General features: G+C 67.3%; 20 protein-coding genes and 2 tRNA genes. 5 read left to right on the forward strand and 17 right to left on the reverse strand.

All coding sequences use genetic code 11. From position 1 onward, the window contains the following. The 9 genes from ACMGDH_RS17695 to moaA form a co-directional block, all read right to left on the reverse strand. Window positions 1–2145 (reverse strand): TonB-dependent receptor, encoded by a 2145-nt coding sequence (locus ACMGDH_RS17695; protein ID WP_436829297.1) that lies wholly within the window; start codon window positions 2143–2145, stop codon window positions 1–3. Beyond that, window positions 2142–3290 carry a PepSY-associated TM helix domain-containing protein gene (locus ACMGDH_RS17700; protein WP_436829298.1) on the reverse strand — a complete coding sequence of 383 codons (1149 nt, stop codon included), beginning with the start codon at window positions 3288–3290 and terminating at the stop codon, window positions 2142–2144. The genes ACMGDH_RS17695 and ACMGDH_RS17700 overlap by 4 nt, the downstream gene beginning before the upstream one ends. Before the next feature lie 243 nt (window positions 3291–3533). Then, window positions 3534–3890, reverse strand: a complete 357-nt coding sequence (locus ACMGDH_RS17705) for a hypothetical protein (RefSeq protein ID WP_436829299.1) — start codon at window positions 3888–3890, stop codon at window positions 3534–3536. Window positions 3891–3966: 76 nt separating this feature from the next. Continuing rightward, on the reverse strand, window positions 3967–5061 hold the full coding sequence (locus ACMGDH_RS17710) for a PepSY-associated TM helix domain-containing protein (protein ID WP_436829372.1): 1095 nt from the start codon (window positions 5059–5061) through the stop codon (window positions 3967–3969). A gap of 2 nt (window positions 5062–5063) precedes the next feature. Then, a complete protein-coding gene (locus ACMGDH_RS17715) occupies window positions 5064–7319 on the reverse strand; it encodes a TonB-dependent receptor (protein WP_436829300.1) in 2256 nt (751 codons plus the stop codon). A 161-nt stretch (window positions 7320–7480) separates the two neighbouring features. Beyond that, window positions 7481–7555 (reverse strand) — tRNA-Asn (locus ACMGDH_RS17720). 53 nt (window positions 7556–7608) lie between these two features. Next, window positions 7609–7683, reverse strand: a tRNA-Asn gene (locus tag ACMGDH_RS17725). A gap of 51 nt (window positions 7684–7734) precedes the next feature. Further along, window positions 7735–8502, reverse strand: coding sequence for an NAD kinase (locus ACMGDH_RS17730; protein ID WP_436829301.1), 768 nt, complete (start codon window positions 8500–8502; stop codon window positions 7735–7737). Then, entirely contained in the window at window positions 8499–9512 is a 1014-nt protein-coding gene (gene moaA / locus ACMGDH_RS17735) for a GTP 3',8-cyclase MoaA (RefSeq protein ID WP_436829302.1), read from the reverse strand. Before moaA ends, ACMGDH_RS17730 begins: the two co-directional genes overlap by 4 nt. An 81-nt stretch (window positions 9513–9593) precedes the next feature. Here moaA and ACMGDH_RS17740 point away from each other — a divergent pair, with 81 nt between their 5' ends. Further along, window positions 9594–11579 (forward strand): putative bifunctional diguanylate cyclase/phosphodiesterase, encoded by a 1986-nt coding sequence (locus tag ACMGDH_RS17740; protein ID WP_436829303.1) that lies wholly within the window; start codon window positions 9594–9596, stop codon window positions 11577–11579. Continuing rightward, a complete protein-coding gene (locus tag ACMGDH_RS17745) occupies window positions 11576–11986 on the forward strand; it encodes a hypothetical protein (protein WP_436829304.1) in 411 nt (136 codons plus the stop codon). Before ACMGDH_RS17740 ends, ACMGDH_RS17745 begins: the two co-directional genes overlap by 4 nt. Here ACMGDH_RS17745 and ACMGDH_RS17750 read toward each other — a convergent pair. From ACMGDH_RS17750 to ACMGDH_RS17760, 3 genes are all read right to left on the reverse strand, one after another. Beyond that, a complete protein-coding gene (locus ACMGDH_RS17750; protein WP_436829305.1) occupies window positions 11983–12600 on the reverse strand; it encodes a DedA family protein in 618 nt (205 codons plus the stop codon). The two genes, ACMGDH_RS17745 and ACMGDH_RS17750, sit on opposite strands and share 4 nt — an antisense overlap. A gap of 27 nt (window positions 12601–12627) precedes the next feature. Then, window positions 12628–16080, reverse strand: a complete 3453-nt coding sequence (gene mfd, locus ACMGDH_RS17755) for a transcription-repair coupling factor (protein WP_436829306.1) — start codon at window positions 16078–16080, stop codon at window positions 12628–12630. A 113-nt stretch (window positions 16081–16193) separates the two neighbouring features. Then, window positions 16194–16460, reverse strand: coding sequence for an FAD assembly factor SdhE (locus tag ACMGDH_RS17760; protein WP_436829307.1), 267 nt, complete (start codon window positions 16458–16460; stop codon window positions 16194–16196). Window positions 16461–16529: 69 nt separating this feature from the next. Between ACMGDH_RS17760 and recG the strand changes: the two genes are divergently transcribed. After that, the gene (gene recG / locus ACMGDH_RS17765; protein ID WP_436829308.1) at window positions 16530–18593 is read left to right on the forward strand and encodes an ATP-dependent DNA helicase RecG; all 2064 of its coding nucleotides are present in this window, start codon (window positions 16530–16532) and stop codon (window positions 18591–18593) included. A gap of 7 nt (window positions 18594–18600) precedes the next feature. On the opposite strand, the gene ACMGDH_RS17770 is transcribed toward recG, so the two are convergent. The 5 genes from ACMGDH_RS17770 to ACMGDH_RS17790 are packed head-to-tail and all read right to left on the reverse strand — an operon-like array spanning window position 18601 to window position 24031. Further along, entirely contained in the window at window positions 18601–19986 is a 1386-nt protein-coding gene (locus tag ACMGDH_RS17770; RefSeq protein WP_436829309.1) for a sensor histidine kinase, read from the reverse strand. Then, entirely contained in the window at window positions 19983–21071 is a 1089-nt protein-coding gene (locus ACMGDH_RS17775) for a DUF2336 domain-containing protein (protein WP_436829310.1), read from the reverse strand. The genes ACMGDH_RS17770 and ACMGDH_RS17775 overlap by 4 nt, the downstream gene beginning before the upstream one ends. 36 nt (window positions 21072–21107) lie before the next feature. Beyond that, a complete protein-coding gene (locus ACMGDH_RS17780) occupies window positions 21108–22307 on the reverse strand; it encodes a hypothetical protein (RefSeq protein WP_436829311.1) in 1200 nt (399 codons plus the stop codon). A gap of 12 nt (window positions 22308–22319) precedes the next feature. Next, window positions 22320–23516 (reverse strand): exo-beta-N-acetylmuramidase NamZ family protein, encoded by a 1197-nt coding sequence (locus ACMGDH_RS17785; RefSeq protein ID WP_436829312.1) that lies wholly within the window; start codon window positions 23514–23516, stop codon window positions 22320–22322. Beyond that, window positions 23513–24031 carry a DOMON-like domain-containing protein gene (locus tag ACMGDH_RS17790; RefSeq protein WP_436829313.1) on the reverse strand — a complete coding sequence of 173 codons (519 nt, stop codon included), beginning with the start codon at window positions 24029–24031 and terminating at the stop codon, window positions 23513–23515. The genes ACMGDH_RS17785 and ACMGDH_RS17790 overlap by 4 nt, the downstream gene beginning before the upstream one ends. 125 nt (window positions 24032–24156) lie before the next feature. Between ACMGDH_RS17790 and tyrS the strand changes: the two genes are divergently transcribed. Together tyrS and ACMGDH_RS17800 are read left to right on the forward strand one after the other, a co-directional pair. Continuing rightward, window positions 24157–25383, forward strand: a complete 1227-nt coding sequence (gene tyrS, locus ACMGDH_RS17795; RefSeq protein ID WP_436829314.1) for a tyrosine--tRNA ligase — start codon at window positions 24157–24159, stop codon at window positions 25381–25383. An 80-nt stretch (window positions 25384–25463) separates the two neighbouring features. Continuing rightward, window positions 25464–25787, forward strand: coding sequence for a PilZ domain-containing protein (locus ACMGDH_RS17800; protein WP_436829315.1), 324 nt, complete (start codon window positions 25464–25466; stop codon window positions 25785–25787). Window positions 25788–26005 lie beyond the last annotated feature (218 nt).

Consider the following 26005-nt stretch of genomic DNA (forward strand, 5'->3'; position numbering starts at 1 on the left):
TCAGAACCGCTTGCTGAACGACAGCTCGACGCTGCGCGGCGCGCCGATGAACACGAGTCCCGACGCATAGCCCGACCAGTCGGCGTAGAATCGATCGGTCAGGTTGCGGCCCCGCAGCGTGAAGGTGCCGAACGGCGCATTCCACGAAACCGCCGCGTCGAAGGTCGTGAACCCTGACACTTTCACGCTATTGTCGTTCGCGGTGTAGAAATCGCCATTGTGCCGGACGCTGCCGGTGAGTGTGATCGGCAGCGCCTCTGGCGACCAGCTGACGACGATATCGGCCAGCCTTTCGGGTACATTGGGGGGACGGTTGCCGGAGCGGTCGACGCCGCCCGCCTCGATCAGGTTCGCCAACTCGGCGTTGAGCAGAGTCCCGCTCGCGGTGATGCGCAACGCGTCGGTTGCTGCCCAGTCGAGCGACAGTTCGCCGCCGGTGGAGCGGAGGACGCCGCGCTGGAACACCACGGCCGGGTTAGCGGGATCGCGAGTGAGAATATCGTCCTGGCGTATGTCGAACAGCGACGCGGTTAGCTGCACCCGGTTGTCGGCAAGCGAGGCCTTGATCCCGCCCTCCCAGGATTCGCCGGTAGTAAGCCGGTATGCAGCGTTCGAGGCACTCATGAACAGGAAGGCGCTCACCGGCGTCACCGCGCGGGTGTACTGCCCGTAGAGCTGCGTGTCGGGCGTGATGCTGTAGACGGTGCCGACGCGCCAGGTGAGCGGGTCATAATCCTGGCCATAGGTCTGGGTCGCACCGCTGTTGACCGTCACCACCCGCCGGTCGAACTTGATGTCGTCGAGGCGGATGCCTCCGACGAGCAGCCACTCGGGCGTGAGATTGAGGGCGTTCTCGGCGAAGAATGCGAGCTGCTGTACCTCGGCCGTCACGTCCTGGCGCGTCGAGAAGTTGGCCGCGGTGTCGGCGGGAAAGGTGCCGCGCACCGGGTTGAACGGGTCGACCGACGGAGCCGAACCGAAGCGGCGCTGGGTGAAGAAGTCGGTCCCGCCTACTTCGAATCCGGCTGCGAATCGGTTGTGCAGGCCGCCGATCCTGCCGTCGAAGGCAAGGTGGACGCGCTGGTTCCAGAATTGGTGGTCGTGGGTGATCAGCGACGTGGAACGATCGATCAGGCCGGTGCCGGCGTTGAACCTATATTCGTCCGCGTCCCGCCAGATGCGGTCCGAGCTGTACCAGCTGGTGTCGCTGAACAGCGTCACCGTGCTCGAAAGCCGATACTCGCCGCTCGCTCGCAGCCACAGCGACTGCGAGTTCACGGCGCCGTCGGTGACGTCGAAGTTGACGCGCCGCATCGCCTTGTCGAGCACCAGGCCGGCGCTGCCCGAGATCACCGAAGACGGGTCCTGCGCCACTTCGCGCGAGACGACCGGCGTGCCGAAATAGGCCGTCGAGAAATCATCCTCGAAATAGTCCGCCGAGAAGGTCAGCGACAGGCGGTCGCTCGGCTCGATGAGAAGCGAGCCCGATGCCGCGAAGGTGCGGGAGTCGGCGTCTTCGATCCACCCGGACGAGCGCGACCAGGATGCGTTGGCGCGCGCGGCGACCGTCCGTCCGATCGGCACGTTGATGTCGCCTGCCAGGCGTGCGGTCTCGAAGCTGCCATAGCTCGCCAGCATTTCGCCGCTGAGCCCGTCGAGCTTCGGGCGGCGCGGCACGAAGTTGATCGCACCGGCCAGCGCGCCCTCGCCGGAGGTGACGGACGCCGGGCCCTTGATGACCTCGATTCGCTCGAACGCCCAGCTGTCCCAGTTGCGCAGGCCGACATCGGAGTTGGCCATGCGTACACCGTCATAGAGATAGTTCACTGCCCGGTGAAAACCACGCATCGAGACCGATCCGATCGAGCCGGGCAGATTGCCCGAAGCCACTCCGGGCGCGCTGTTCATCGCTTCGATCGCGGTGCGGGCACCCTGTAGCTGAAAATCCTTCTGGGTGACGATCTCCACCGTGGCCGGGGTCTCGCGGATCGAAAGGCCGAGCCGTCCCGCTACACCGGCCTCCGCTTCGAGCTGACGCTCACCGGTGACGACGATGGTGTCGCGCTCGGGGCGTTCCGGGCTCGTGTCCTGGGCATAGGCTGGCGTGGCGAGACATGCGATGAGAGCGATGATCGAGGTTTTCACGAGTGTCTCCCTGTTGAAATGCGGGTGCGGCGGCGCGCGGCGGAGCGCCGCCGCCAATGGAGAATTCCGGTGATGAACAGCAGCGCGGGGACGAGCCCGAGGATCATCGCGAGGATGCGGGTCGCGGTGCCGCCGATCGACCCGTCGTGGAGCACGCGGATCCACTTGGAGACGGCGGTCGAGCTATTGCCGCGCCGCGTGTCGTGCACGGCCAGCACGCGGCCCGAATATTGATCGACGAAGATGAAGCTGTTCGGAAAGCGTCGGTGCGGATCGCCCGGCACCTGCACTCGCATCCTGAACGGCTCGGCGCCGGCTCGGGGAACGTCGATGAACGCGAGCCGAGCGTCGGGCAGGGCGCGATGTGCAGAGGCCAGTGCCCGGGCGATCGGGATCTGCCTCCCGCTCGTGGCGGTCGACAAGGGCTGCGGCACCTTGTCTGGCGCGACGATCGCAGCGGTCAATAGCTGCGTCTTGATGTTCGGCAGCGCGAGCAACACGCCGGCCCCGACCAGGACGAAGAGGAGCAGCACGCTCCAAAGGCCGGTCAGCTTGTGCAAATCGCGCAGCCTACGGATCGGGGCCGCGGCCGGCTTGAATGCCAGCGCCTTGCGCCAGCTACCGCGCGGCCACCACGCCAGCACGCCCGTGATCAGAAGGACGAGCATTGCAAAGCCGGACCAGCCGACCACTTGCCGGCCCGCCTCGCCGGCGAGCAGGTGCATATGAAGCTCGTAGAGCCAGCTCATCAGATAGCTGCCCCAGGGCTCGGCCCGCACGATCCGAGAGCCGTCGGCGGAGAACCACACCATCGTGCGCTCGGCATGATGCCCGCCGTGACGCGAGGGCGGATAATAGCGTGCGGGGATAGTCCCGCCCGAGCCGGTCACCTCGAACGACCATCTCCCCGCAGGATCGGTCCATCGGGTGCGCGCAGTCGCCAGCGCCTGGTCCCAGACGGGGGAGTTCCAGTCGGGCGGCGGCAAAGCCTCCGCGCTTCGAACCTCGCGGTGGAGCGCCGCGTCGATCTCGACATAGAAGACCAGCGCGGAACCGCTGATCCCCAGCACGACGAAGAGAAGTCCCACGCTGAGGCCGAGCCACAGGTGGAGGCGGCGCAGCAAGATGCGGGTACGTGCGGTCATGCCCATCCTCGTGCTGGACGGGGGATGGCATGCCGAACGCGGCGGCCGATCGAACGGCAAGGCTCGCGGTCATCGGGCGATCGTGTGGCCAGCGTGCCGCGCGGGACCGCGGGGGACGCGACAAATAGGACAGTCAAGGACAATGCTCCGGCAGGATGCAAGGGCGCCGAGGCGCCGGCGATGCCGGAGAGGATTGATTGGATGGCACGTCCCGAACGGACGCGCGGCTAATCGACTCCGGCCTCAGGCCAGAGCGGGCGGTCCCCTCAAGGGAGGAACGAGGAAATCGCTGCGCGGAACGCTGACCGCGGCTGGGGGTGGCAGCGCGATCTCCTGGATCGAACCGGCGATCGGTGGACGAACGATCACGGGGTCGTTGTCGATCGCCGGGCTCGCCAGCGCCGTGAAGGCGCAGAATTGGGGTTGCTCGGGGTGCGCCGGCTTCTTGTCTTCATCAGACCATGGAATTTCGAGGACCATGGTCTTGCCGCCCATGCCGTCGCAGAGGGAAACGACAATTCCATTGGGCGTCTGCGTCGGCATGAAGCCGCTCGGGACCAGAAGGCGTACCGATAAGGCGAGCGCGAACAGCACGGCCATCATGGCTCGCGCGCGTCCCGAGTCGTGAAGCCACCTTATCATTGGGGAGGGCGCATAGCGAAGCGCCCGGGACGTGTCACCTAGCCGGCTGGAGCATGGGTGGCGCCGTGCGCTTGCCTTTTGGACGGCGGAACCAGAAAGACCAGGTCGCGAGCGTGCCGAGCAGGGTCAGCGCCAATCCGACAACGGTCAGGACCAGGCGATAGGCGATGCCGCCGACCTTCCCGGCGTGGACAGGATAGGCGACGTTGAACAGTTGCGGTCCAGCCGCCAGCGTTAGGGCGTCGCGGGCGAACAGGAGCTCGCCTGTCGCGGCGTCGAACAGCAGCAGCGTTCGTCCGTTCGGCAACCACTCGGCCGCGCGGCGCATCCTCAGGCTGATCGGATCGCCCGATCGGCGCGGCAATGCCACGATACGGAACTCGGCGTCGGGGAAGCGGGCTCGCGCCGCTGCAAACATTGCCTGCCAGTCAGGCCGGGCAGCGAGCGGACCGCTGCTCACGACGCGCGGCGGCTTCAGGGATTCGCTGAGGCTTGCGGACGGGGAGAAGGGGGCCACGACTGCCTCCGCGACCGGGCGGAATATCATCATGGTTCCGGTCAACGCCGTCACGAACAGCAGCGGGGCGACGACAATGCCAATATCGCGGTGATGCATGAGGATCGCCGGGCGCGACACCCGCTTGGGCAGCACGCGCCAACGGAAAGTCCTCCGCGTGCGCCACCACAGGATCGCACCGGAGATGACGAAGAACAGCGCCGCCAGTCCCGCGACGCCGGCGACGGTCTCGCCCAGATCGCCGCTGAACAGATGATGGTGCAGGTCGAAGATCCATAGCTCCGGCCGTTCCCATTGGCTCGCCCAGTGGGTGACGACGGCGCCATCCTGGCTGGCGTAGAGACCCGCATCGCCTCCGAGGGTGAGGCGGTGCAGCCCGAAATTCTGGCTGGCGTAGATGATCGACCGCGGCCCCTCTGCCGCGTGCGCGGTCAGCAGCCGTTCGGTCGCTGCGGCAAGAGTTGCCGGGTCGGTACGTTGAGCATCGTCGGCATGGGGCAGCAGGATCCACCAGGTCTTGTGCAGCAGGATCGTGCCGGTGAGGCCGAGCACCGCCAGCACCAGGCCGATCAGGCCGCCCATCCAGCGATGGAGAAGGTCGAGCCAGCGCAGGATCAAAAGCGATAATCCCAGCCGAGGGTGAAGGTCCGCCCGCGCCCGGCGAAATAGCTCAGATTGTCGGTCGGCAGCCGCGTATCGCTCGAATAGTCGATATACTGGGCGTTGAGGAGGTTCTGGGCGCTGAGGCTGATTCCACCGAAGCCGGTGTCGTACCGGATGGTCGCGTCGGTCACGTTGTAGCCGCCGAAGTTGTTGCGCTGATCCGGCTGCGGTTTGCCCGCATCGGCGTGGAAGCTGCGCGAGAGGTAGAAGTTCGACTGCACCAGCGCCGCGATGCGGCCCCGGTTGAAGCTCGCCGAGAGGTTCAGGCGATCGGGTGAGATATTGACGCCGTCGAGATCGGTATCGACGATCCCGTCCGGCGCGCCCCGGTTCGCGTCGCTGTCGAACCGCCCCTGGATATGGGCATAGCCGACACCCAGCTTCAGCCCTTCGACCGGCATCGCGACGCGAAGGTTGAGCTCGAGACCCTCGATCTCCAGGCGCAGCCGCTGCACGTCGAAATTGCGATCGAGGCCCTGGATCAGCAGCTGGCCCTTGTCGCTCGACGACCAGAAATAGGTGGCGCTGGCATCGAGCGGGCCGCGCTTCACCTCGACGCCGATCTCGCGGTTGTTCGAGACGATCGGCTCGATATCGAGGAAGTTGTCGATGTCCACACCGGCCTCGCCGATCGCGCGAGTGATGCGGCCGACATCGGGCACGGTGAAGCCCTCGGCATAGCTCGCATAGGCGCGGATGCCTTCGATCGGCTCGACGATGACGCCGCCGTTGAGCAGTGCGTCCTTGAAGGTCGGGCTGCCGCCGGCCACGGCGACGCCGCCATAGGTGGAGGGGCCGCACGGTCTGGAGGAAGGGCAGGGGTTAAAGGTGGTCGAGGCGATCGTGTGATAGTCATCGATCTTGATCTGGATATTCTCCCACCGCACTCCGCCAGCAAGGCGCAACAGGCCGTCAAACAGCTTCAAATTGGCCTGGCCGAACGGCGCGAGGCTGCGGAAGTCGGTCGGCGGCACATAGGTGCGGTCGGTTGCGATCAGCCGCTGCTCGGTGCGGTCGAACAGCGCGTCGAAGCCGATCGTGGCGGTCAGCGCCTCGAAGCCCGGGATCGCGCGCTCGTAGCTGATCTTGGCGCCGATCTTGCGTGAGCTGTTCTCGGTCTGGTCGAACAGCGTGCCGAGAGGCGCGAGCGCGGGGTCCTGCTGGCTCGGCTGCGGAGTCACGTCGGCGCCGAAGGTGTCGCGCGTGCGGCTGATGAAGACCTGGCTCACGAAATTGCCGCCCCACAGGTCGGTGTCGGTCAGCGACAGCGCGGCGCTTTCGGCAAGGTTCGCGGCGGGAAGGAGCGGCGGATCGCCGCGGCGTGCGCTGGTCGGCAGGCCGGTCGCGCGATGGCCGGCGACCGGGACATATTCGCCCCTGGAGTCGAGATCGAAGCGGGAGAGGGTCAGGTCGAGCCGGGCCGTATCCGAGACCGCGTAGCCGAATCGCCCGAACAGGGAGACAGCCTTGGAATCCATCGTCTCGCCTTGGGTGAGATTGATGCCGATCGGGCGCCCCTCTGCATCGTAGAATATACCGCGATCCTCATAGGCGGCGCCCACCGACGCATCGAAGCGGCCCGCCTTGTACTGGACAAGCGCCGCGGCCTTGCCGCCAAAGCCTTCGTTATGGAAATCATTGTCGGCGGTGCCCTGGACGAGCACCCGGCCTGACAGTCCCTCGGCCTTTGGGGCACCGACGGTCACCTGGTTGACGATACCGCCCGTGCCGCCGATCCCCTGCAGCGCGTTCGAGCCATAGATGAGCTCGACGCGATCGACGAAGAAGCCGTCGATGGTGAAGCCGTCGCGGCTGCCATCGCGCAAGGGAGTCGACTGGGGAATGCCGTTGATCGCATAGAGCGGCGAGCGGCCCCGCAGCGTCTCGCCTGCGCCCGACAGCTTCTGCCGCGTCGGCGAGAAGGACGGAGTCAGGTTGGCGACCGCGTCGGTGACGGATCCGGCGATCGCCATCTGCTGGGTCAGCGTCTCGTTGTCGATCACCTCGATCGTGAGCGGCAGCGCTGAAGGGGGGAGTACGGTACGCGCCGCGGTGACGATGACTTCACCTTGAGCGCCGTCCGCGTTCTCGTCTTCAGCCGACGCGGAATCGCTGGGCGCCGAATTTTCCGGCAATGCCTGTGCGAACGCCGGCGTCGCCACGGCCGACACGATTGCGAACAAGCTGCAACCCAACAACAAACGCATGCGAACCCCCGATCCGAAACGAGGGCCGGGTAGCGCTACGGCTGATTTACTGCAAGTGACAATCAATAGCGTCGACTGGCAGCATCTGCGCAGCAATGCAGTTGCACGTGCCAAAAATCGGATATGTCGGCAGGAAAGGCGACTCTCTCGGCCGAGACGGCTGGCTCCCCGAGTTGGATTCGAACCAACGGCCGCTCGATTAACAGTCGAGAGCTCTACCGCTGAGCTATCGGGGATCGCCTGTGCTGTCGCCGGGGGCTCGCCATCGCCCGGGCCGGCGATCGCCGGCTGGCTCCCTGAGTTGGATTCGAACCAACGGCCGCTCGATTAACAGTCGAGAGCTCTACCGCTGAGCTATCAGGGAACAAGCCGTAGGCGGGCGTCTATAGCTGCAGATTCCGCCGATGCAAGCACCTCAGGCGAGGAATTGTTCCATCGTAATGCGATCGTCGAGCGCATGCTCGGGATCGAAGAGCAGGGTGAGGTCGCGCATATGGTCGATCTCGACATGAACATGCGCCACCTCGCGGACCTCGCGCTGGTCTGCGACGGCGCTCACCGGGCGCTTGTCGGCTTCGAGCACGCGAATTCCGATTCGCGTCTTTTCAGGCAAGATCGCGCCGCGCCAGCGCCGCGGACGGAAGGGGGAAATGGGGGTGAGCGCCAGCAGCGCCGAGCCGAGCGGCAGGATCGGCCCCTGCGCGGAGAAATTATAGGCGGTGGAGCCTGCCGGGGTCGCGACGAGAATACCGTCGCACACCAGCTCGGGCAGCACGATCCGGTCGTTCACCGTCACTTCCAGCTTGGCGGTCTGGCGTGTCTCGCGGAGCAGCGACACTTCGTTGATCGCGGGCAGCACGCAATGTTCGCCCGATACGGTCACCGCGGCCATCGCCAGCGGCGAGACGCGGAACGGCCGCGCGCGCGTGAGCCGCTCGTCCAGCCGTTCGAGCCGCCAGTCGTTCATCAGGAAGCCGACGGTGCCCAGGTTCATCCCGAACACCGGCAGGATGCGGCGGCGCTCGAGCATCGTATGGAGCGTCTGGAGCATGAACCCGTCGCCGCCCAGCGCGACCACCTGCTCGGCCTGGGCGATCGGCACCCAGTCATAGGCGCCGCGCAGCTCCTCGGCGGCGAGCTGCGCGGGCGGGGTCGGAGATGCCACGAGCGCGCGTGCGGTCATCCGCCGGTGACGCTCATGTGGCGGGCTACGGCAGGGGCGGCACCGGCTTCGATGCGGAAATCGTGCCGCTCGGGCTTGGCACGCATCGCATCGTCGAGCAGGGCGTCGACCGCGGTGAGCCCCCCGCTGCGGATCGCCGCCCGAAGGTCCACCGCATCCTCGTGGCCCAGGCACATGTGGAGCTTGCCGTCGGTCGAGAGTCGCACCCGGTTGCACGTCGCACAGAAATTACCGGTGAGCGGCGAGATGAGCCCCAGCCGCGTGTCCGTTCCGGTGACGCGCAGATAGCGGGCAGGCCCCCCGGTCGTGCGATCGTCGGGAACGAGATCGAACTGTTGCCGCAGCGAATCGAGCACCGCCGGGAGCGGCAGGAAACGATCGGCGCGATCCTCGTCGATCTGGCCGAGCGGCATCGTCTCGATGAGCGTCAGGTCGTGGCCTTCGCTCGCGCACCAGGCGAGCATCGGCGCGATCTCGGCCTCGTTGAGACCCTTGAGCGCGACCATGTTGATCTTGACCTGGAGGCCCGCGCTCCTGGCGGCGGCAATCCCGCCCAGCACGCGGCCGACCTCGCCGTGGCGGGTGATATAGCGGAAGGTCTCGGGATCGCGGCTGTCGAGGCTCACGTTGATGCGGCGCACGCCCGCGTCGAACAGGTCCGCGGCATGTTCCGCCAGCCGTGTGCCGTTGGTGGTGAGCGTCAGCTCGTCGAGCGCGCCCCCGAGCTGCCGGCCAAGCCTGTATGCGAGCTCGATCATGTCGCGGCGGACCAGCGGTTCGCCGCCCGTCAGCCGGATCTTGCGCACACCGCGGGCAATGAAGCGCTCGGCGATCAACGCGATCTCCTCCAGACTCAGCAAGGCGTTGCGGGGCAGGAAGGTCATCTGCTCGGCCATGCAATAGCGGCAGCGCAGATCACACCGGTCGGTCACCGAAATGCGCAGATAGGTGATCGCGCGGCCATAACGGTCCACCAGTCGATCGGGGTTCATGACAGGGGCGCAGGCCATGAGCAGGGGGTAAGCACTTCGTCGCAGGCAAACAACCCTTGCGATGGACGGCGAGCAAGCGTTGCCGCTATCGAAGGCGCGATGGATGAAAATTTCACGGTCGTCGATACCGCTGCCACAACTCCCGATAGTTCGGTGTTCGTGCTGTCGTTCCGCCAGCGCGACGAAGTTGCTGCCGCCGCTGCGGGGGGCGGCTGGCGCGTGGTGGCGGCGCGGCGTGCGGAAGGGCTCGACCAGCGCTTCCTCGCCAGCGGCGCCAGCGTGGCCGTAATCGACGCGCGTGGCGCGATGACCGACGGGATCGACGCCGCCAAGGCATTGGGTGCGACGATCGAGGCGCAGGGCGGGGCGCTGCTGATCCTCATTTCGCAGAGCGACACCGTGCACATGCGCCACTTTTACGAGGCCGGCGCCACGCATTTCCTCAGCAGCCCCATGTCCTCCGCGGCGATGGCGCACGCGATCCGCTTCGCAGAGCGCCACGTCGAACGGCTGACGGGTGCGAGCGGCCAGGCGAGCGGGCCGCCCGAACCGCTCGGCTGGCACTATGATCCCGAGATGCGCTCGCTCCAGCTCACGCCGGGGCTCGCGAATCTGCTCAGCCTTGGCGAAGCGCCCGGCGTGCGCGCCGCGATGCGCCGGCTCGATCCTGGCGACCGCAAGCTGGCCACGGCCGCGTTCCGGCGGCTTGGAGGCGATCGATATTCGACTGCGTTCGCGCATGACGTGCCGGGAGTGGGACGGGTCGTGCAGCATCTCCAGCGCGACCGCGAGACCGGCCGGGTGCACGCGTTCGTCGAAGCGTTGGGCGTGGCGCCGGACGCGAGCAACGCGGTGCGCGACGCACTCACCGGCGCCCGCGATGCCGCGAGCGCCCGGCGCTGGATCGATCGGCGACTGGGGGAGGGCGCGTGCATCGGCCTGGTGATCATCGGGCTCACGCGCTTCGAGACGGTGAACCGTGCCTATGGCCGGACCGCGGGCGACGAACTGCTGCGCGGAGTCTCGCGCCGCCTGGCCGAAGTCGCGCGCGACGCGTTCGGCCCCGGCGCCATCGTCGCTCGCATCGGCGGATCCGAATTCCTCGTTGCCGACGAGGTCGTCGGCGAAGCAATGCTAGATCGGGCCCGCACGCGAATCGAAGAGGCATTGGGGCGGCCGTTCGTGGCGGCGGGGGAAATCGCTCCGCTGGGAGCCCGGCTGGTGAGCCTGATCGGCGGGTCAGAGGACAATGCCGGGGCCCTGCTCCGCCGCGCCGGTGAACTGCTGCTCGGCGACGCACCCGCTCCGAAGGATGGAAGCCCGCCCATCGAGGCGCTGGTGGCCGATCTGCATCGCGCACTCGAACGCAGCGAGATCGGCGTGCTCTATCAGCCGCAGGTCGAGCTCGCGTCGGGCAACGTGGTCGGGGCGGAGGCGCTCGCCCGCTGGCAGCATCCGAGCTTCGGAGAAGTGGGTGCCGAGGCATTGTTCGCGGCGGCCGAGCGCGCCGGGTTGGACGCGGCCCTCAGCGATCATGTCCAGCGGCGCGCGCTCGCCGGCGCTGCGCAATGGCCCTCACGGCTCGCGCACCTGCGGCTTTCGATCAACGTCGCTGCTGCCGATGTCGCGCGGCCGGGCTTCGTCGACAATCTGCTCGGCCGGATCGATTCGAGCGGTTTCCCGCGCGCGCGGCTGACGGTGGAGATCACCGAAAGCGGCATCATGGCGGATCTGGGCGAGGCAGCGCGGCTGTTGACGCAGCTCCGCACCGCCGGCTGCCGCGTCGCGATCGACGACTTCGGCACCGGCTATTCGAGCCTCGCCTATCTCAAGGCGCTTCCGCTCGACTATCTCAAGATCGACCGGCGGCTGACCCAGGACATTACCGGCAGCCCGCGCGATCGGGTGGTGGTGCGCGGCGTCATCGACATGGCGCGCTCGCTGGGGCTGGCGGTGATTGCCGAGGGGGTGGAGACCGAGGCACAGCTCGATCTGCTCGCCAAGGAAGGTTGCCAATATTATCAGGGCTATCTTTGCGCCGGTCCTGTCGACGTGCCGGCGCTGGCAAAGCTGGCGGTCGCATGAGCGATCCGCGCGATCTGAGCGGCATCTGGTACGGAAGCTATGTCGCCGATCGCGAGGATCAGGCCAACAGCTTCATCGCGGTGCTGGAAGAGACGCTCGGCGCGGTGACGGGGACGATCACCGAACCGGACGACACCGGGCAGGCCGACCTGCGCCGGGCGAGCGTAGCCGGGCAACGCGGCGGGCCGACGCTGCGCTTCCTCAAGCAATATGACGGGCACGGAAGCTGGGACCATACAGTCCATTATACCGGCCAGGTCGACGAGGCGGGGACTGAGGTGGCGGGCCGCTGGATCGTCGAGGGAGTGACCGGCAGCTTCGCGATGCACCGCGAGAAATTCTCCGCCGAAGAGCTGGAGGCTGAGGAAGTGACGGTCGAAGCCGGTCCCGTCGAGTTCGAGCGCTAGGCGGCGCGGCGCCCGGTGATCTCCCGGCATGCGGCGACGATTGCGGTCTCGATCACCAGAAGCGCGAGCACGGCCACGATGGTGGCGGTGATCGGGTTCCAGCCGGTCGCGTGCAGCCAATAGCCGAGCAGCAGGAACGCCGCGACCCATAGCGCGCTGCCGAGCAGCACTGCGAGCGTGAACCCCGGCAGCGGCACGCGCAGGATACCGGCCGGGAGCGATAGATAGATGCGCACCACCGGCACGGCCTGGCCGATGAAGGTCGCGGCAAAATAGTGGCGCTGATAGCGCTCGCCGAGCGAATGATAGAGCTTCTCGGAGAGCCAGACATATCGGCCGAAACGGCGAACGAGCGCCTCGGTCCGCTCCGCGCCCAGCAGTCGCCCGGCGCCGTACCAGCACAGCCCGCCGAACGACGAGGCGAGCGTGACCGCGACGGTGAGCCAGACAAGGTCCGCGGGGGTAGGCGCAAGGCTGGCGCCGAGGAAGATGAACAGCGCATAGGAAGGCACCACCGGCACCAGCCGTTCGAGCAGCGCGAGCAGCATTGCGCCCGTCAGGCCATAGCTGGCGATCGCGGCAACCGGCACGATCGAATCGGAAATCAGACTCATGCCAACCCTCCCCGCGCATCCCTGCGCCTAGCCGGCTGCCTTTGCCAAGCCCCGCGAGAGCTGGAGCGCGCCGTGCAGCCGCGCCGCGGGGTTCGCCCAGGCCCGGTTGATGACGAGTTTCATGTCCGGACGCAGCCGCGCAGTCTCGCCGAGCTTGTCGACATAGGCCAACAGCCCGGGAACGTTGGGGAATTTGTCCTCGTGGAAGCTGACCAGCGCACCCTTGGGCCCGACGTCGATTTTGGCGATGCACGCCTTCTTCGCGTTGAGCTTGGTCTCGATCAGCCGCAGCAGATTGTCGGTAGGCTCGGGCAGCTTGCCGAATCGGTCGATCAGCTCGGCGGCAAATTCCTCGATCCCGCGCGTATCCTCGACTTCGTTGAGGCGGCGGTAGAGCCCCATGCGCAGGTCGAGATCGGGCACATATTCCTCGGGAATGAGGATCGGCGCGTCCACGGTGATTTGCGGCGACAAGTCCTTTGGCCGCTCGTCGGCAAGCCCGCCCGACTTGGCCTCCAGGATCGCTTCCTCGAGCATCGACTGGTAGAGTTCGTAGCCGACTTCCTTGATGTGGCCCGACTGCTCGTCGCCGAGCAGATTGCCCGCGCCGCGAATGTCGAGATCGTGGCTCGCGAGCTGGAAGCCGGCGCCCAGCGATTCGAGGTCGGAGAGGACCTTGAGCCGCTTTTCGGCCGCTTCGGTCATCATCCGCTCGGGGGGCGTCGTCATATAGGCATAGGCGCGCGTCTTCGATCGCCCGACGCGGCCGCGCAGCTGATAGAGCTGGGCAAGGCCGAACTTGTCCGCGCGGTTGACGATCAGCGTATTGGCGGAAGGAATGTCGAGCCCGCTCTCGACGATCGTGGTCGAGACCAGCACTTCGAACTTGCGGTCATAGAAGGCCGACATCCGCTCCTCGACCTCGGTCGGCGACATCTGGCCGTGCGCGACGACATAGCGGACCTCGGGCACGGCCTCGCGCAGGAATTCCTCGATCTCCGGCAGGTCAGAGATACGCGGCGTGACGAAATAGGCCTGGCCGCCGCGATAATGCTCGCGCAGCAGCGCCTCGCGCAGCACCACTGGGTCCCAGGGCATCACATAGGTGCGCACCGCGAGCCGATCGACCGGCGGTGTCTGGATCACCGAAAGCTCGCGCAGGCCGCTCATCGCCATCTGGAGCGTGCGCGGGATCGGCGTCGCGGTGAGCGTCAGCACATGGACATCGACCCTGAGCGCTTTCAGCCGCTCCTTGTGCGTCACGCCAAAGCGCTGCTCCTCGTCGACCACCACGAGCCCCAGCCGCTTGAACTCGACTCCCTTGGCGAGCACGGCGTGCGTGCCGATCACGATATCGATCGTGCCGGCGGCCAGGCCCTCCTTGGTCGCCTTTGCCTCCCCGGCGGGAACGAGGCGCGACAGGCGGCCGATGTTGATCGGAAAGCCCTGGAAACGCTCGACGAAGTTGCGGTGATGCTGGCGCGCGAGTAGCGTGGTGGGGCAGACGATCGCCACCTGCATCCCCGACATCGCGGCGACGAACGCAGCCCGCAGCGCCACCTCGGTCTTGCCGAAGCCGACGTCGCCGACGACGAGCCGGTCCATCGGCCGGCCGGCAGCGAGGTCTTCGAGCACGTCGCCGATCGCGCGGTCCTGATCGTCGGTCTCTTCATAGGGAAAGCGATCGACGAAGGCCGGGTAGCCGCCCGAATCGGGCTCGGCGACGTCGGCCGCGCGGGTGGCGCGTTTGGCCGCGGTCGCGATGAGCTCACCCGCGATCTCGCGGATCCGCTCCTTCATCTTGGACTTGCGCCGCTGCCACGCCTCGCCGCCGAGCCGGTCGAGGGTCGCGCCTTCCTCGCCCGATCCGTAGCGGCTCAGCACTTCGAGGTTCTCGACCGGGACGTAGAGCTTGTCGCCGCCGGCATATTCGAGCGCCACGCAGTCGTGCGGCGCCTTCTGCACCGGGATCTGGGTCAGCCCCTCGTAGCGGCCGATGCCGTGATCGACATGCACCACCAGGTCACCGGGCGACAGGGTTGCCAGCTCCTGGAGGAAGGCGTCGGTGTTCTTGCGGCGCTTCGATCGGCGGACGAGCCGGTCGCCGAGCATGTCCTGCTCGGTGAGCAGCGCCACGTCGGGGGCGGTGAAGCCGTGGTCGAGCGGCAGCACGATCAGGGCGACGCCCTTGTCCGCAGCGCCGAGCGCTTCCTGCCAGGTTCCGGCAGGACGCGCGCCTTTCAGTCCATGATCGGCGAGCAGTCCCGAAAGCCGCTCGCGCGCGCCGTTCGAATAGCTGGCGAGGATCGGCTTGCGTCCATCCTTGCGCACCTTGGCGAGGTGCGCGACCACCGCTTCATAGACATTCACGCCCGATGCGCGTTCGGGCGTGAAGTCGCGCGGGCCATCCACATTGAACTCGAGCACGCGATCGCTCTCGGGCTCGTGGAAGGGGGTGGCGATATGCACCGCCGCGGCATCTAGCGCGCGCGCCCATTGCTCGGGCGTCAGATAGAGCGTGTCGGCGGGAAGCGGACGATAGCTGCCCGGCGCCGAGGATTCGGCCCGCGCCCGGTTCTGGTGATAGTCGGCGATCGCCTCGAAACGCTGCTGCGCTGCCCCTTCGGTTGCAGTGTCGCGGACGATCACCACGCCGTCGGGAAGATGCTCGAACAGCGTCTCCAGCCTGTCCTCGAAAAGCGGCAGCCAATGCTCCATGCCGGCGAGCCGGCGCCCGTCGCTGATCGCCTGGTAGAGCGGGTCGCCCGTCGCGGTCGCGCCGAACTGCTCGCGGTAGCGCGCACGGAAACGCTTGACCGATTCCTCGTCGAGCAGCGCTTCAGAGGCCGGGAGGAGGGTGAAGCCGTCGATCCGGCCAGTGGTGCGCTGATCCTCGGGCGAGAAGGTGCGCACGCTCTCGATCTCGTCGCCGAAGAAATCGAGCCGCAGCGCCTGTTCGGAGCCCGAGGGGAAGAGATCGACCAACCCGCCGCGCACCGCGAACTCGCCATGATCGTTCACCGTGTCGACTCGGACATAGCCGTTGGCCTGGAGCAGTGATGCGAGCCGATCGAGCCCGATACTTTCGCCCGGAGCGAGCGTCGCCACCAGCTGCCGGATGCGGAACGGCGTGAGCGTCCGCTGGGAAGTCGCGTTGACGGTGGTGACGAGCAGGCGCGGCTTGTCGGACTTCGTCTGGAGCGCATGGAGCGTCGCCAGCCGCTCGGCCATGACGCGCAGCGTGGGCGAGGCGCGGTCGTAGGGCAGACAATCCCACGCGGGATAAGCGAAAATCTCGAGCTCGGGCGCGAAGAAACCGGCAGTCGAGGCAACCGCGCGCATTGCCGCTTCATCAGGCGCGACGAACACCGCCGTGCCCGCGCGCGCCAGATCGGCGAGCATCCAAGGGAGGAATCCGGCCGGTACACCCGAAAGGGTGAGGGGACGGGTTGCGGAGAGGATCGTCTTTAGGTCGGGCATCGGCGTCCTGCAAAGCCCTCTCCCCTTCGGGGAGAGGGTTGGGAGAGGGGCAGGGTGGAGAGGGTGCGGTGCTTGCCCCTCTCCCCGACCCTCTCCCCGAAGGGGAGAGGGAGTTAGGATGAAATCGGCACGTAATTCAGCGTCTTGAGCGCATTCATCACCGTGCCCGCATAGCGTTCAGGCACCGGCTGTGTTCCCATTGCCCAGGCCATGATGTCGACGTCCTGCTCCTCGAGCAGTGTCTCGAACAGCGCGATCTCGGCATCGTCCCAGCGCTGGGCATGCGCATCGAAGAATCCCCCGATCAGCAGGTCGGCTTCCTTGACGCCGCGGTGCCAGGCGCGGAAGCGCAGGCGCTTGAGACGGTGATCGCGATCCATAGGCTCCAACGCAAATTGGCCGGCGGCGCTTTGAGCGACCGTCGGCTTCGGTGTAGGGCCGAAATAGTCATGCGGCCCGACATTCTCAATCCACTGTTCGCGGAAGTCACCGCGCTCAAGGGCATCGGCCCGGGGCTCGCCAAGCCGTTGGAGCGGCTGGGGCTGGCGCGCGCGGTCGACGTCGCCTTCCATCTGCCCACCGGATTCATCGACCGAATCGAGCGCGACGAGCTGATGGCGGCGGACGCGGGACGCGTGATCGCGATCCAGCTGACGCCGGTAAGCTATCGCATGGGCGGTAGCGCGCGGGCGCCGGCACGCGTGCAGGCAGTCGATGCGCACGGGAATCACGTCACCCTGGTCTATTTCGGCGGCAATTCGGGCTGGGTGAAGAAGCTGCTGCCCTTGAACGAGCCGCGCTGGGTCTCCGGCAAGCTCGAGCAATACGGGCAGGACCTGCAGATCGTGCACCCCGACTATGTCCTGCCGCTCGACCAGAAGGACGAAGCCGGCGGGCGCGAGGCGATCTATCCGTGCTCGGAAGGAATCACTTCGAAGCGGATCGCCGCGCTGGCTGCGCAGGCGATCGAACGCGCGCCCGAACTTCCCGATTGGATTGAGCCGAGCCTCAAGGCGCAGCGCGACTGGCCTGCATGGAAGGAGGCGCTGGTCGGCATTCATGCTGATCCCGCCGATGCCAAGGCGCGCGAACGACTCGCCTATGACGAGATCTTCACCAACCAGCTCGCGCTGCTGCTGGTGAGCGGCGCCGCGCGCGCCCGGCGTGGACGGCCGTTGCAGGGTGACGGCAGGCTGCGCGACGCGCTTCGGCTGCCCTACGCCCCCACGAGCGCGCAGGCGCGGACGATCCGCGAGATCGAAGGCGACATGGCACAGAGCCAGCCGATGCTGCGGCTGCTCCAGGGCGATGTCGGCTCGGGCAAGACCCTGGTGGCGACGATGGCGCTGCTGATCGCCGCCGAGGCCGGCGCACAGGGCGCGATGCTGGCGCCGACCGAGATCCTCGCGCGCCAGCATTTCGAGACGCTCACGCGCGTTCTTTCGGGGATGGACGTCAACGTCGCGATCCTCACCGGGCGCGACAAGGGCAAATCCCGGGAGGCGACGCTTATGGGGCTCGCCGACGGATCGGTCGACATCCTCGTCGGCACCCACGCGATCTTTCAGGAGGGAGTCCGCTACAAGGATCTCGGCCTGGTGGTGGTCGACGAGCAGCATCGCTTCGGCGTCGCCGAACGGCTGATGCTCCAGTCCAAGGCGCAGGTGCCGCCGCACCTGCTGGCAATGACCGCGACTCCGATTCCGCGAACCCTCCAGCTCGCCACGCACGGCGAGATGGACGTCAGCCGGCTCGATGAGATGCCGCCGGGGCGCGAACCGGTCGAGACCAGCGTGATCTCCGAAGATCGCCTTGGGGAGATCGTGGAGGCGCTGGGCCGGCATCTCGGCTCGGGCAGGCAGGCTTACTGGGTGTGCCCGCTGGTCGAGGAGAGCGAGAAGGTCGATCTCGCCGCCGCCGAGGAGCGCGCGGCGCAGCTTCAGGCGCGGTTTGGGGACAAGGTCGGGCTGGTCCACGGGCGGATGAAGGGCGCCGAGAAGGACGCCGTGATGGCGCGCTTCGCCAGCGGCGACATCGGCGTGCTGGTAGCAACGACGGTGATCGAGGTCGGCGTAGACGTTCCCAACGCAACGCTGATCGTGATCGAGCATGCCGACCGCTTCGGGCTCGCGCAGCTCCACCAGCTGCGCGGGCGCGTCGGACGGGGCGGGGGTCGCTCCCATTGCGTGCTGCTGCGCGGCAGCGGCCTCAGCGAGACGTCCCGCGCCAGGCTCGCGCTGATGCGCGACACCAACGACGGCTTTGTCATCGCCGAGCGCGACCTCGAGCTGCGCGGCGGCGGTGAGTTGCTCGGCACGCGGCAATCGGGCGAGCAGCAGTTCCGGCTGGCGACGCCCGAGATGATGCAGGCGCTGATCGTCGCGGCCAATGCCGATGCGCGGCTGCTGGTGGATCAGGATCGCAGCCTCAAGACTCCGCGGGGCCAGGCGGCTCGCACGGCGCTCTATCTGTTCGAACGCGACGCCGCCGTGGCGCTGCTGCGTTCGGGCTGAGCGCAGATCAGTCGCGGCAGGGAAGCATGAAGACGAAGCGCGCACCCAGCCCCGGGGCGCTGTCGACGATCAGCTCGCCGCCCATCGCACGCGCCAGGAGGCGAGCGATATAAAGCCCCAGGCCGCTGCCGCCGGTCTCGTCGGGATCGAGCCTGCTGAACTTGTCGAAGATATGGTCGTGGCTCTCGGGCGCGATGCCCTTGCCCTGGTCGGCGATGATCACGCAGCCCATCTGCCCGTTGCGCTCCACCCGGATCCACACCGTTCCGCCGGCTGGCGAATAGCGTACGGCATTGCTGATCAGGTTAACGAGCACCTGGAGCGAGCGGCGGGTTTCGCCGACGACGGGGAGCCTTTCTTCCGGGCCCGGAAGATCGATTCGCACGTTGGACTGGGCCGCACGCATGGCAAGCAGCCCCGCCGCGCGGCGGGCCACGTCGGCGAGATCGATGGCTTCGTGCTTCGGTGCGAAATCGGGGCGCTCGATTGCCTGGAGGTCGACGAGATCGTCGACGATCCCGAGCAGGTGGCGCCCCGCGCTCGCGATATCGCCGGCATATTCGGCATAGTCCGCGCGCAGCGGCCCGTCGGCCTGGGCGCTGATGCTGTCGGCATTGGCAATGATCCGGCCGAGCGGTTCACGAAGCGCGCGGTCGAGCCGCTGGCTGAACGAATCGGGGAAACCGCCGAACCAGGTGCCAGCTGCCAGCTGTTGCCCCGACACCTCCGCCGATACGTCGAGCATATACGCAGCGCCCGTGAAACCGGCGAAGCGGCCCTTGGCGTCGGTGCGCGGGCTCCCTTCCAGCCGAACTATTCGGCCTGTGCCGCGGACTTCGGCCTTCTGCCCCTCGAAGCGCGTCTGCCCTGCGATTGCGTTCAGGATCGCGAGCTCGCCGTGCTCGTCCTCCGCAAGGCTGAGCAGCCGGGTAAGCGGCTGACCAAGCATCGCCTCGGCATCGAAACCGAAGCGCGTGCCTGCCTCTACCGAGAGGAAGGTGATGCGCAGCGCAGCGTCAGTTTCCCATGTCCAGTCGGCGGCGGTGCGCTGGAAATCGCCGTCGTGATCGGGTCTTGCGGCGGCGGCCCGCCAAGTGGGGTATGCGCGCCACCCGCTGACTTCGAGCAGGACGCCGCCCTCCTCGGGCTCGGCGCGTACCGCCAGGTCGAGGTCATCCTCGCCGTCCGCGGCGATCACGTTGCGCGAGATGGTGATGCCCAGCCGCTGTGCGAGGCGAGCAACCGCAGCGATCGAGGGCACGGCAAAGGGCGCGCCGATCCGTCCGCCCGCGCGCGCATTGAGCTCCAGCAGCCGCGGCTCGGCCTCGATCAGCCTGCCCCGGCTGTCGAGCCTGCCCACCGCGGCGGGAAGTGCGGGTTCCACGGCGTTCACGCCGGTGTCCCGGCGCGCCGCAGCGCCAGTGCGGCAGTGCGATAGTGCGGATCGAGCCGGATTGGCTCCACGGCAGCCCGCGCTTCGGGCGTATCGATAGTCATCACGACATCGAGCATGTCGGCGAACTGTTCGAGATCGCGGCGCCTGTCCGCTTCGCAGAGCGCATAGCCGACCTGCGCAATCGTCTCGCGGCTGAGATCCAGGCTTCGCAGCGCAAGGCACAGCCGCTCGGCGGCCGGGTCGAGCACCAGTTCGCGCGCGGCCTCGTAGCTGGTGCCCAGCGCGTGTGCGAGCAGCGCCGCGAACACGGCAGCCCGCCGGTCGCCCAGCGATTCGACGAGCAGCCCGGCAAGCTCCTGCGGGCCCGCATCGAGCGCCGCGGCGAAACGAAGCGCAGCGGCCTCCAGCCGATCGCCTTCGTCATACGCAGCCAGGCTGCGCCGCGCGCCTTCGGCAAGCACGCGGTCGAGCAGGGATGAAGCTTCGTCCGGCACGACGGTTCGTTCGCGCAGCGCCGCAGTCACCCACCAGACCAGCCTGTGCTGGAGATCGGCCGACAGGTCGGCCCGCGAAAGCTGAATCGCATCCCCGCAGCGGCGGTTTTCAGCGATCAGCACCGCCGCAGCGCTGGCCGCGAGCAGGCGATCGGCATGCTGCGCGAAGCGGTTGATCAGGCTAGGCCCCTCGGTCGCCTGGACCGGCAGCCCGGCGCTCAGCACTTCGAGACGGACGCGCGCAATGAGCTCGCCCATAAGCGCGGGGTCGCGCAACAGCCCTGCCTGGGCGAGCCGCTCGACCAGCGAAGGCCCCGGCGCCGCGAGCGCATCGGCCAGCGCCGTCTCTCCGCGCCCGGTGAGCTGGCGCACGCCATATTCGCGGATCTCGGCTTCGATAGTGTCGACGAGTTGTCGAAGCATCGTCGCGAGCGCAGCGCGCGTGCGGTCGTCCAGCCGCTCGTCCGGCGGCAGGAAAAAGTCCTCCACCACCACGCGCATCGCCGATTCGACGCGCGCGCCGGCGCCTGCCGCACGCGCGAGCAGTTCCTTGGCGCCAACAGATGCGTCGAGGGGATCGTCCGACATGGGGCCCCGGTTAGCGGAAATCTCGTTAATTCGAGCCTAAGCTTTTTGCCGCGTTCCCTCGACTGCTCCAGCCAGCGTCGCGAAGGCGTAGATCGCCACCGCGGCCAGCCCGAAGGAGGCGTATCCGGCAAGCGCGAAAGGCGTGAGCAGCAGCAGATGCGCCGATGGGCTCGCCCACCAGCGCCGGTGGCGCGACGGCGCACGCTCGACCAGCAGCTGCGCCGCGACGCCGACCAGCGCCAGCACCGGCGGCGTCGCGGAAGCAAGTCGCGCCTGCTCGACCCAGCCGCAAGTGAGCGCGACGAGCGTGAACAGCATGAGGATCGCGATTTCCAGTCCGCGCGCGCGCCGCTCCTCGCCGCGCAGCGCGGCCATCGCTGCACCGGTAGCAAAGCTCGCGCACGAGACCAGCGCGCCGATCAGGCCGGCGCCTTCCCAGCCTTTCCATATCCCGGCGAGCCCGAGCAGGCCGAACACCCCCCCGCTCGCCATCAGCGCCCAACCGGGGACGCTGCGCCGCACCAGCTCGGGCAGCACCGCGCGGGCAATGCGCGTGAACACCCAGCGGTCGGCCCAGTCGTGACGGCGCTCGGTGAGCGCGGCGAGCACGCCGGTGTTACGCGATGCGAGTCCCTCGGCGGTGCGCTCCACGCCATGGCTGCTGCGCAATCGGCCCGCAGCGAGGGGCATATGTTCGGCGCCCGATTGCGCCGCGACCCGCAACAGCGCCGACTGGAAGTCGTAATCCTCGGGCATCTGCGCGATCTGCGCGAGCTGGGTCACCGAAATCCGTGCGATCCCCGCCCAGCAGTCGCGCATGTCGAGCCGCTCGATCGCGGCCGGAGATTGCGGGTCGTCGGTCACCAGCAGCGCCTCAGGCCCCTCGGCGGCCATGCGGTCGAGCACCGGATCGGTGGTGACGAGCCCGTCGGCGATCACCAGCACGCGCGCATCGGGCGGCATCTTCTCCGCGGCTTCCTCCGCCGAACGCACGATCTCGACTCGCGTCCGGCCGCTGCCGGCGCGGTTGACCGCCGCGAGCAGGGCAGGGGTCATCCTGCCGACCGCGATCAGCACCTGCTCGGCGCCTGCCGAGGCGAGCAGCCGCACCTGATATTCGAGCAGGGTCATGCCCCCGAACGGCAGCGTCGCGACGAGCGTCCCGGGTCGGTCGCTCGCCTCCTCGATTGCGAAAATCAGCCCCGCCAGCATGTTCGGGTGGTTAGGACCTGGCATCCGCGCGTGCAATCAATAGAGAAGATGGGGGCGTCGCGTTTCGAGCCATGCGGCCTCGTCCGGCAGCGTCAGCGCGTCGAGATCGCCGGGCACGGCTGCCGGATCGTCTACCCATTCGCGCAGCCCCGGGCCGCCGTTGATCACGTCGATCGCCAGCTTGTCGAATACGTATTCATACGGGAAATCGCGCCACAGCGCATAATCGGGATAGAGCCGCCGGATCGCCTTGAACCCCAGGGCCTGGAGCCGCCACGGCCGGAAGGCGTCGTGATCATAGCCCGGCCCCTCGGCATGGATGAACACGCCCGAGCAGAGCTGGCCGACATGCTTGTGGAAGGTCGGCTGGAACCACATGCTCCGCAGCGTGCACCCTGCGAGCCATTGCGGTGCGAGCCGGCGCATCTCGGCGATCACCGCGTCCGCGTCGATGTCGGGGGCGCCGAACAGCTCGAGCGGACGGGTGGTGCCGCGCCCTTCGGACAACATCGTCCCCTCGAGCATCACCGTGCCGGCATAGGCCCGCGCCATGTTGACGTTGGCAGCGTTGGGACTCGGGTTGATCCACGGCCGCTCAGGCGGCCAGCCGAAGCCCGGCGCCGCCTCCGGCTGCCAGCCTTCCATCTCGATCACGCGATAATCCACGTCGAGGCCGAAGCGATCGATGAACCAGTGCCCCATCTCGCCCAGCGTCATGCCGTGCCGCATCGGCATCGGCCCCGCACCGACGAAGCTCTCCCAGCCGGGAAGCAGGGTGAGCCCTTCCACTGGCCGCCCGGCCGGATTGGGACGATCGAGCACCCACACGCTCTTGCCGTGCTCCGCCGCGGCTTCGAGCACGTAGAGCAGGGTGGTGACGAAGGTGTAGATGCGGCAGCCCACGTCCTGCAGATCCACCAGCATCACATCGAACGTGCCCATCGACTGGCCGGTGGGGCGCCGCACTTCGCCGTAGAGGCTGAACACGGGCACGCCGTACTGGGGATCAGTGAAGTCCGGCGACTCCATCATATTGTCCTGCAGGTCGCCGCGCACGCCGTGCTGCGGCCCGAACACCGCCGAGACGTTGAGCCCGGCCGCCATCAGCGCGTCGAGCGAATGCGTGAGGTCCGCCGTCACCGAGGCGGGGTGCGCGAGCAGCGCGACGCGCTTGCCTTCCAGCGGGGCGCGGAGACTGGGGTCGGCGAGCAGCCGATCTATGCCGAATTTCATGCCTGCCTCGCTGCCGGGAGTTCCAGCGCGAAGCAAGCCTCGTGATGGAAATCCGGTTTTCCCGGCGGGTGGGCGAGCGCCCAATAGGATTTGGTGCCGTCGATCTCCTCGATCACCGCGGAGAGGGCGATGCGCCAGTTCCCGCCGGGCAAGCTTCCCAGATCGACGTGCACTCGAATCCCGTCCTCGATCGGCTCGATCAACGGCGCAGCGAGCGGCAATTCGGCCATGCCTTCGCGGTAGCCATCGAACCGATAGGCGGCCCATTGGGTCGAGGGCGAGAAATTGAATTCGAAATAGGCTTCGGCATTATCGGGCCTGACGAACAATTCGAAGCAGGTCGTCTTCCACAACCCATCGGTCCGTATGGATTCGGCATGCGCGGGAATCATCGGTGTGGCTCCCGTCACGCGGTAGGTCAGCAGCGTGGGTCCGCGGCGGATGTCGACGACCACTTCGATCTCGTGGATCGCCCGCGGCGGTGCGGACGGGTGCGAATTGAGTTCGGCCTTCATCTCTACTCCCGTTCGCGTCAGCTTGTCCAAAGGGCCCATCCATAATCCGTTCGTGCTGAGCTTGTCGAAGCGCGCTTTGGAACGGGTTTGTGTGTACCGGCACGCATGCTAAGCGCCGCCGCATCATGACCGAATACCAGTCCGATCTGCTCCGCCTTCTCTCGTCGCGCGGCTATATCCACCAGGTCACCGACCCGGAAGGGCTCGACGCGCTTGCGCAAAAGCAGGTCGTCCCCGGCTATATCGGCTTCGATCCAACCGCGCCGTCGCTGCACGTGGGTAGCCTCGTCCAGATCATGCTGCTGCGCCGGCTCCAGCAAAGCGGCCACAAGCCGATCGTCCTGATGGGCGGCGGCACGGGCAAGATCGGTGATCCGAGCTTCAAGGACGAAGCGCGCAAGCTCATGACCGACGAGGTGATCAAGGGCAACATCGCCTCGATCAAGACGGTCTTCCAGAATTTCCTCACTTTCGGCGATGGCCCCACCGATGCCGTGATGGTCGACAATGCCGATTGGCTCGACAAGCTCGAATACATCCCGTTCCTGCGCGACATCGGCCGGCATTTCTCGGTCAACCGGATGCTCAGCTTCGATTCGGTCAAGCTGCGGCTCGATCGCGAACAGTCGCTCAGCTTCCTCGAATTCAACTACATGATCCTCCAGGGCTATGACTTCCTGGAGCTGGCACGCCGCGCCGGCTGCCGCCTCCAGATGGGCGGATCGGACCAGTGGGGCAACATCGTCAACGGCATCGAGCTCGCGCGCCGCGTCGATGGTGCCGAGGTCTACGGTGTCACCACGCCGCTGATCACCACTGCCGACGGCGGCAAGATGGGCAAGACCATGTCGGGCGCGGTGTGGCTCAACCCCGATCAGCTCTCGCACTATGATTATTGGCAGTTCTGGCGAAACACCGACGATCGCGACGTGGGCCGTTTCCTGCGGCTGTTCACCGATCTGCCGCTCGACGAAGTGGCGCGGCTCGAGGCGCTGGAAGGCGCCGAGATCAACGAGGCCAAGAAGATACTGGCCAACGAGGCGACCGCGATGTGCCGGGGCCCCGAAGCCGCGGTGGAAGCCGCCGAAACCGCGCGCCGCACTTTCGAGGAAGGCGCTGCGGGTGAGGCGCTACCGAGCCTTGCCGTCCCCGGGGGCAGCATCGCGGTGGTGGATGCGCTTGTCGGGCTCGGGCTGTGCGCCTCCAAGGGAGAAGCCCGCCGGCTGATCAAGGGCGGTGGCGCGCGCGTCGACGGCGAGAAGGTGGAGGACGAGGCGCTGGTAGTGGCGGTGGCCCAGCCGGTGCGCCTCTCCGCCGGGCGCAAGCATCACGGAATCCTTAACCCCGCGTAAGCCTTTATCAGGCAGCTTTGTTCGCCTCACTTGGGGGGCCGGGCTAGTCCGGCCTTCTTATGCTTCGGGGGGAGCCGGGTATGAGCCTTGGGACGGAAAGTCTGGCGCGCGCCGATCCGAGGCGGGCCGAGCGCGAAGAGGTCGGCTATCGCACGAGTGCGATAGCGCTGGACGGCGGACATCACACGCTGCTGGTCGTCAATATTTCGCCCCACGGGCTGATGGCCCGCTGCGAAGAGCCGCTCGCAGCGGGGAACCGCATCCGGGTGCGCTTGCCGGAAGTCGGCGCGATCGAAGCGCAGGTTCGCTGGTCGCTCGGCGGCGGGCTGGGCTGCGAATTCCCCGAACCGATCGATCTCGCCCCCTATTATGACCTGCTCGCCGCGCTGGTTCGCGGAGAATAGAGCGGCCGTTCTCCGGCCAGCGGTAAGCTCAATTCCTGCTGTCGGGATGTGACGCCAGCAATCCGTGCTCGGATATGTTAGTAGGGGCTTGCAGAATAGGATTTCGCCTGCTTCGCTCGATCCGGGCTTGGCTACGCGCTCTTTGACATCGCAGGGCAATGCGCACGCGGCGCGTAATAAAGTTGCGAGATTGAGCGCGTTTCCGTGAAAAGAGTCAA

Source organism: Sphingomonas radicis (assembly GCF_051400635.1).
Classification (GTDB): domain Bacteria; phylum Pseudomonadota; class Alphaproteobacteria; order Sphingomonadales; family Sphingomonadaceae; genus Sphingomonas.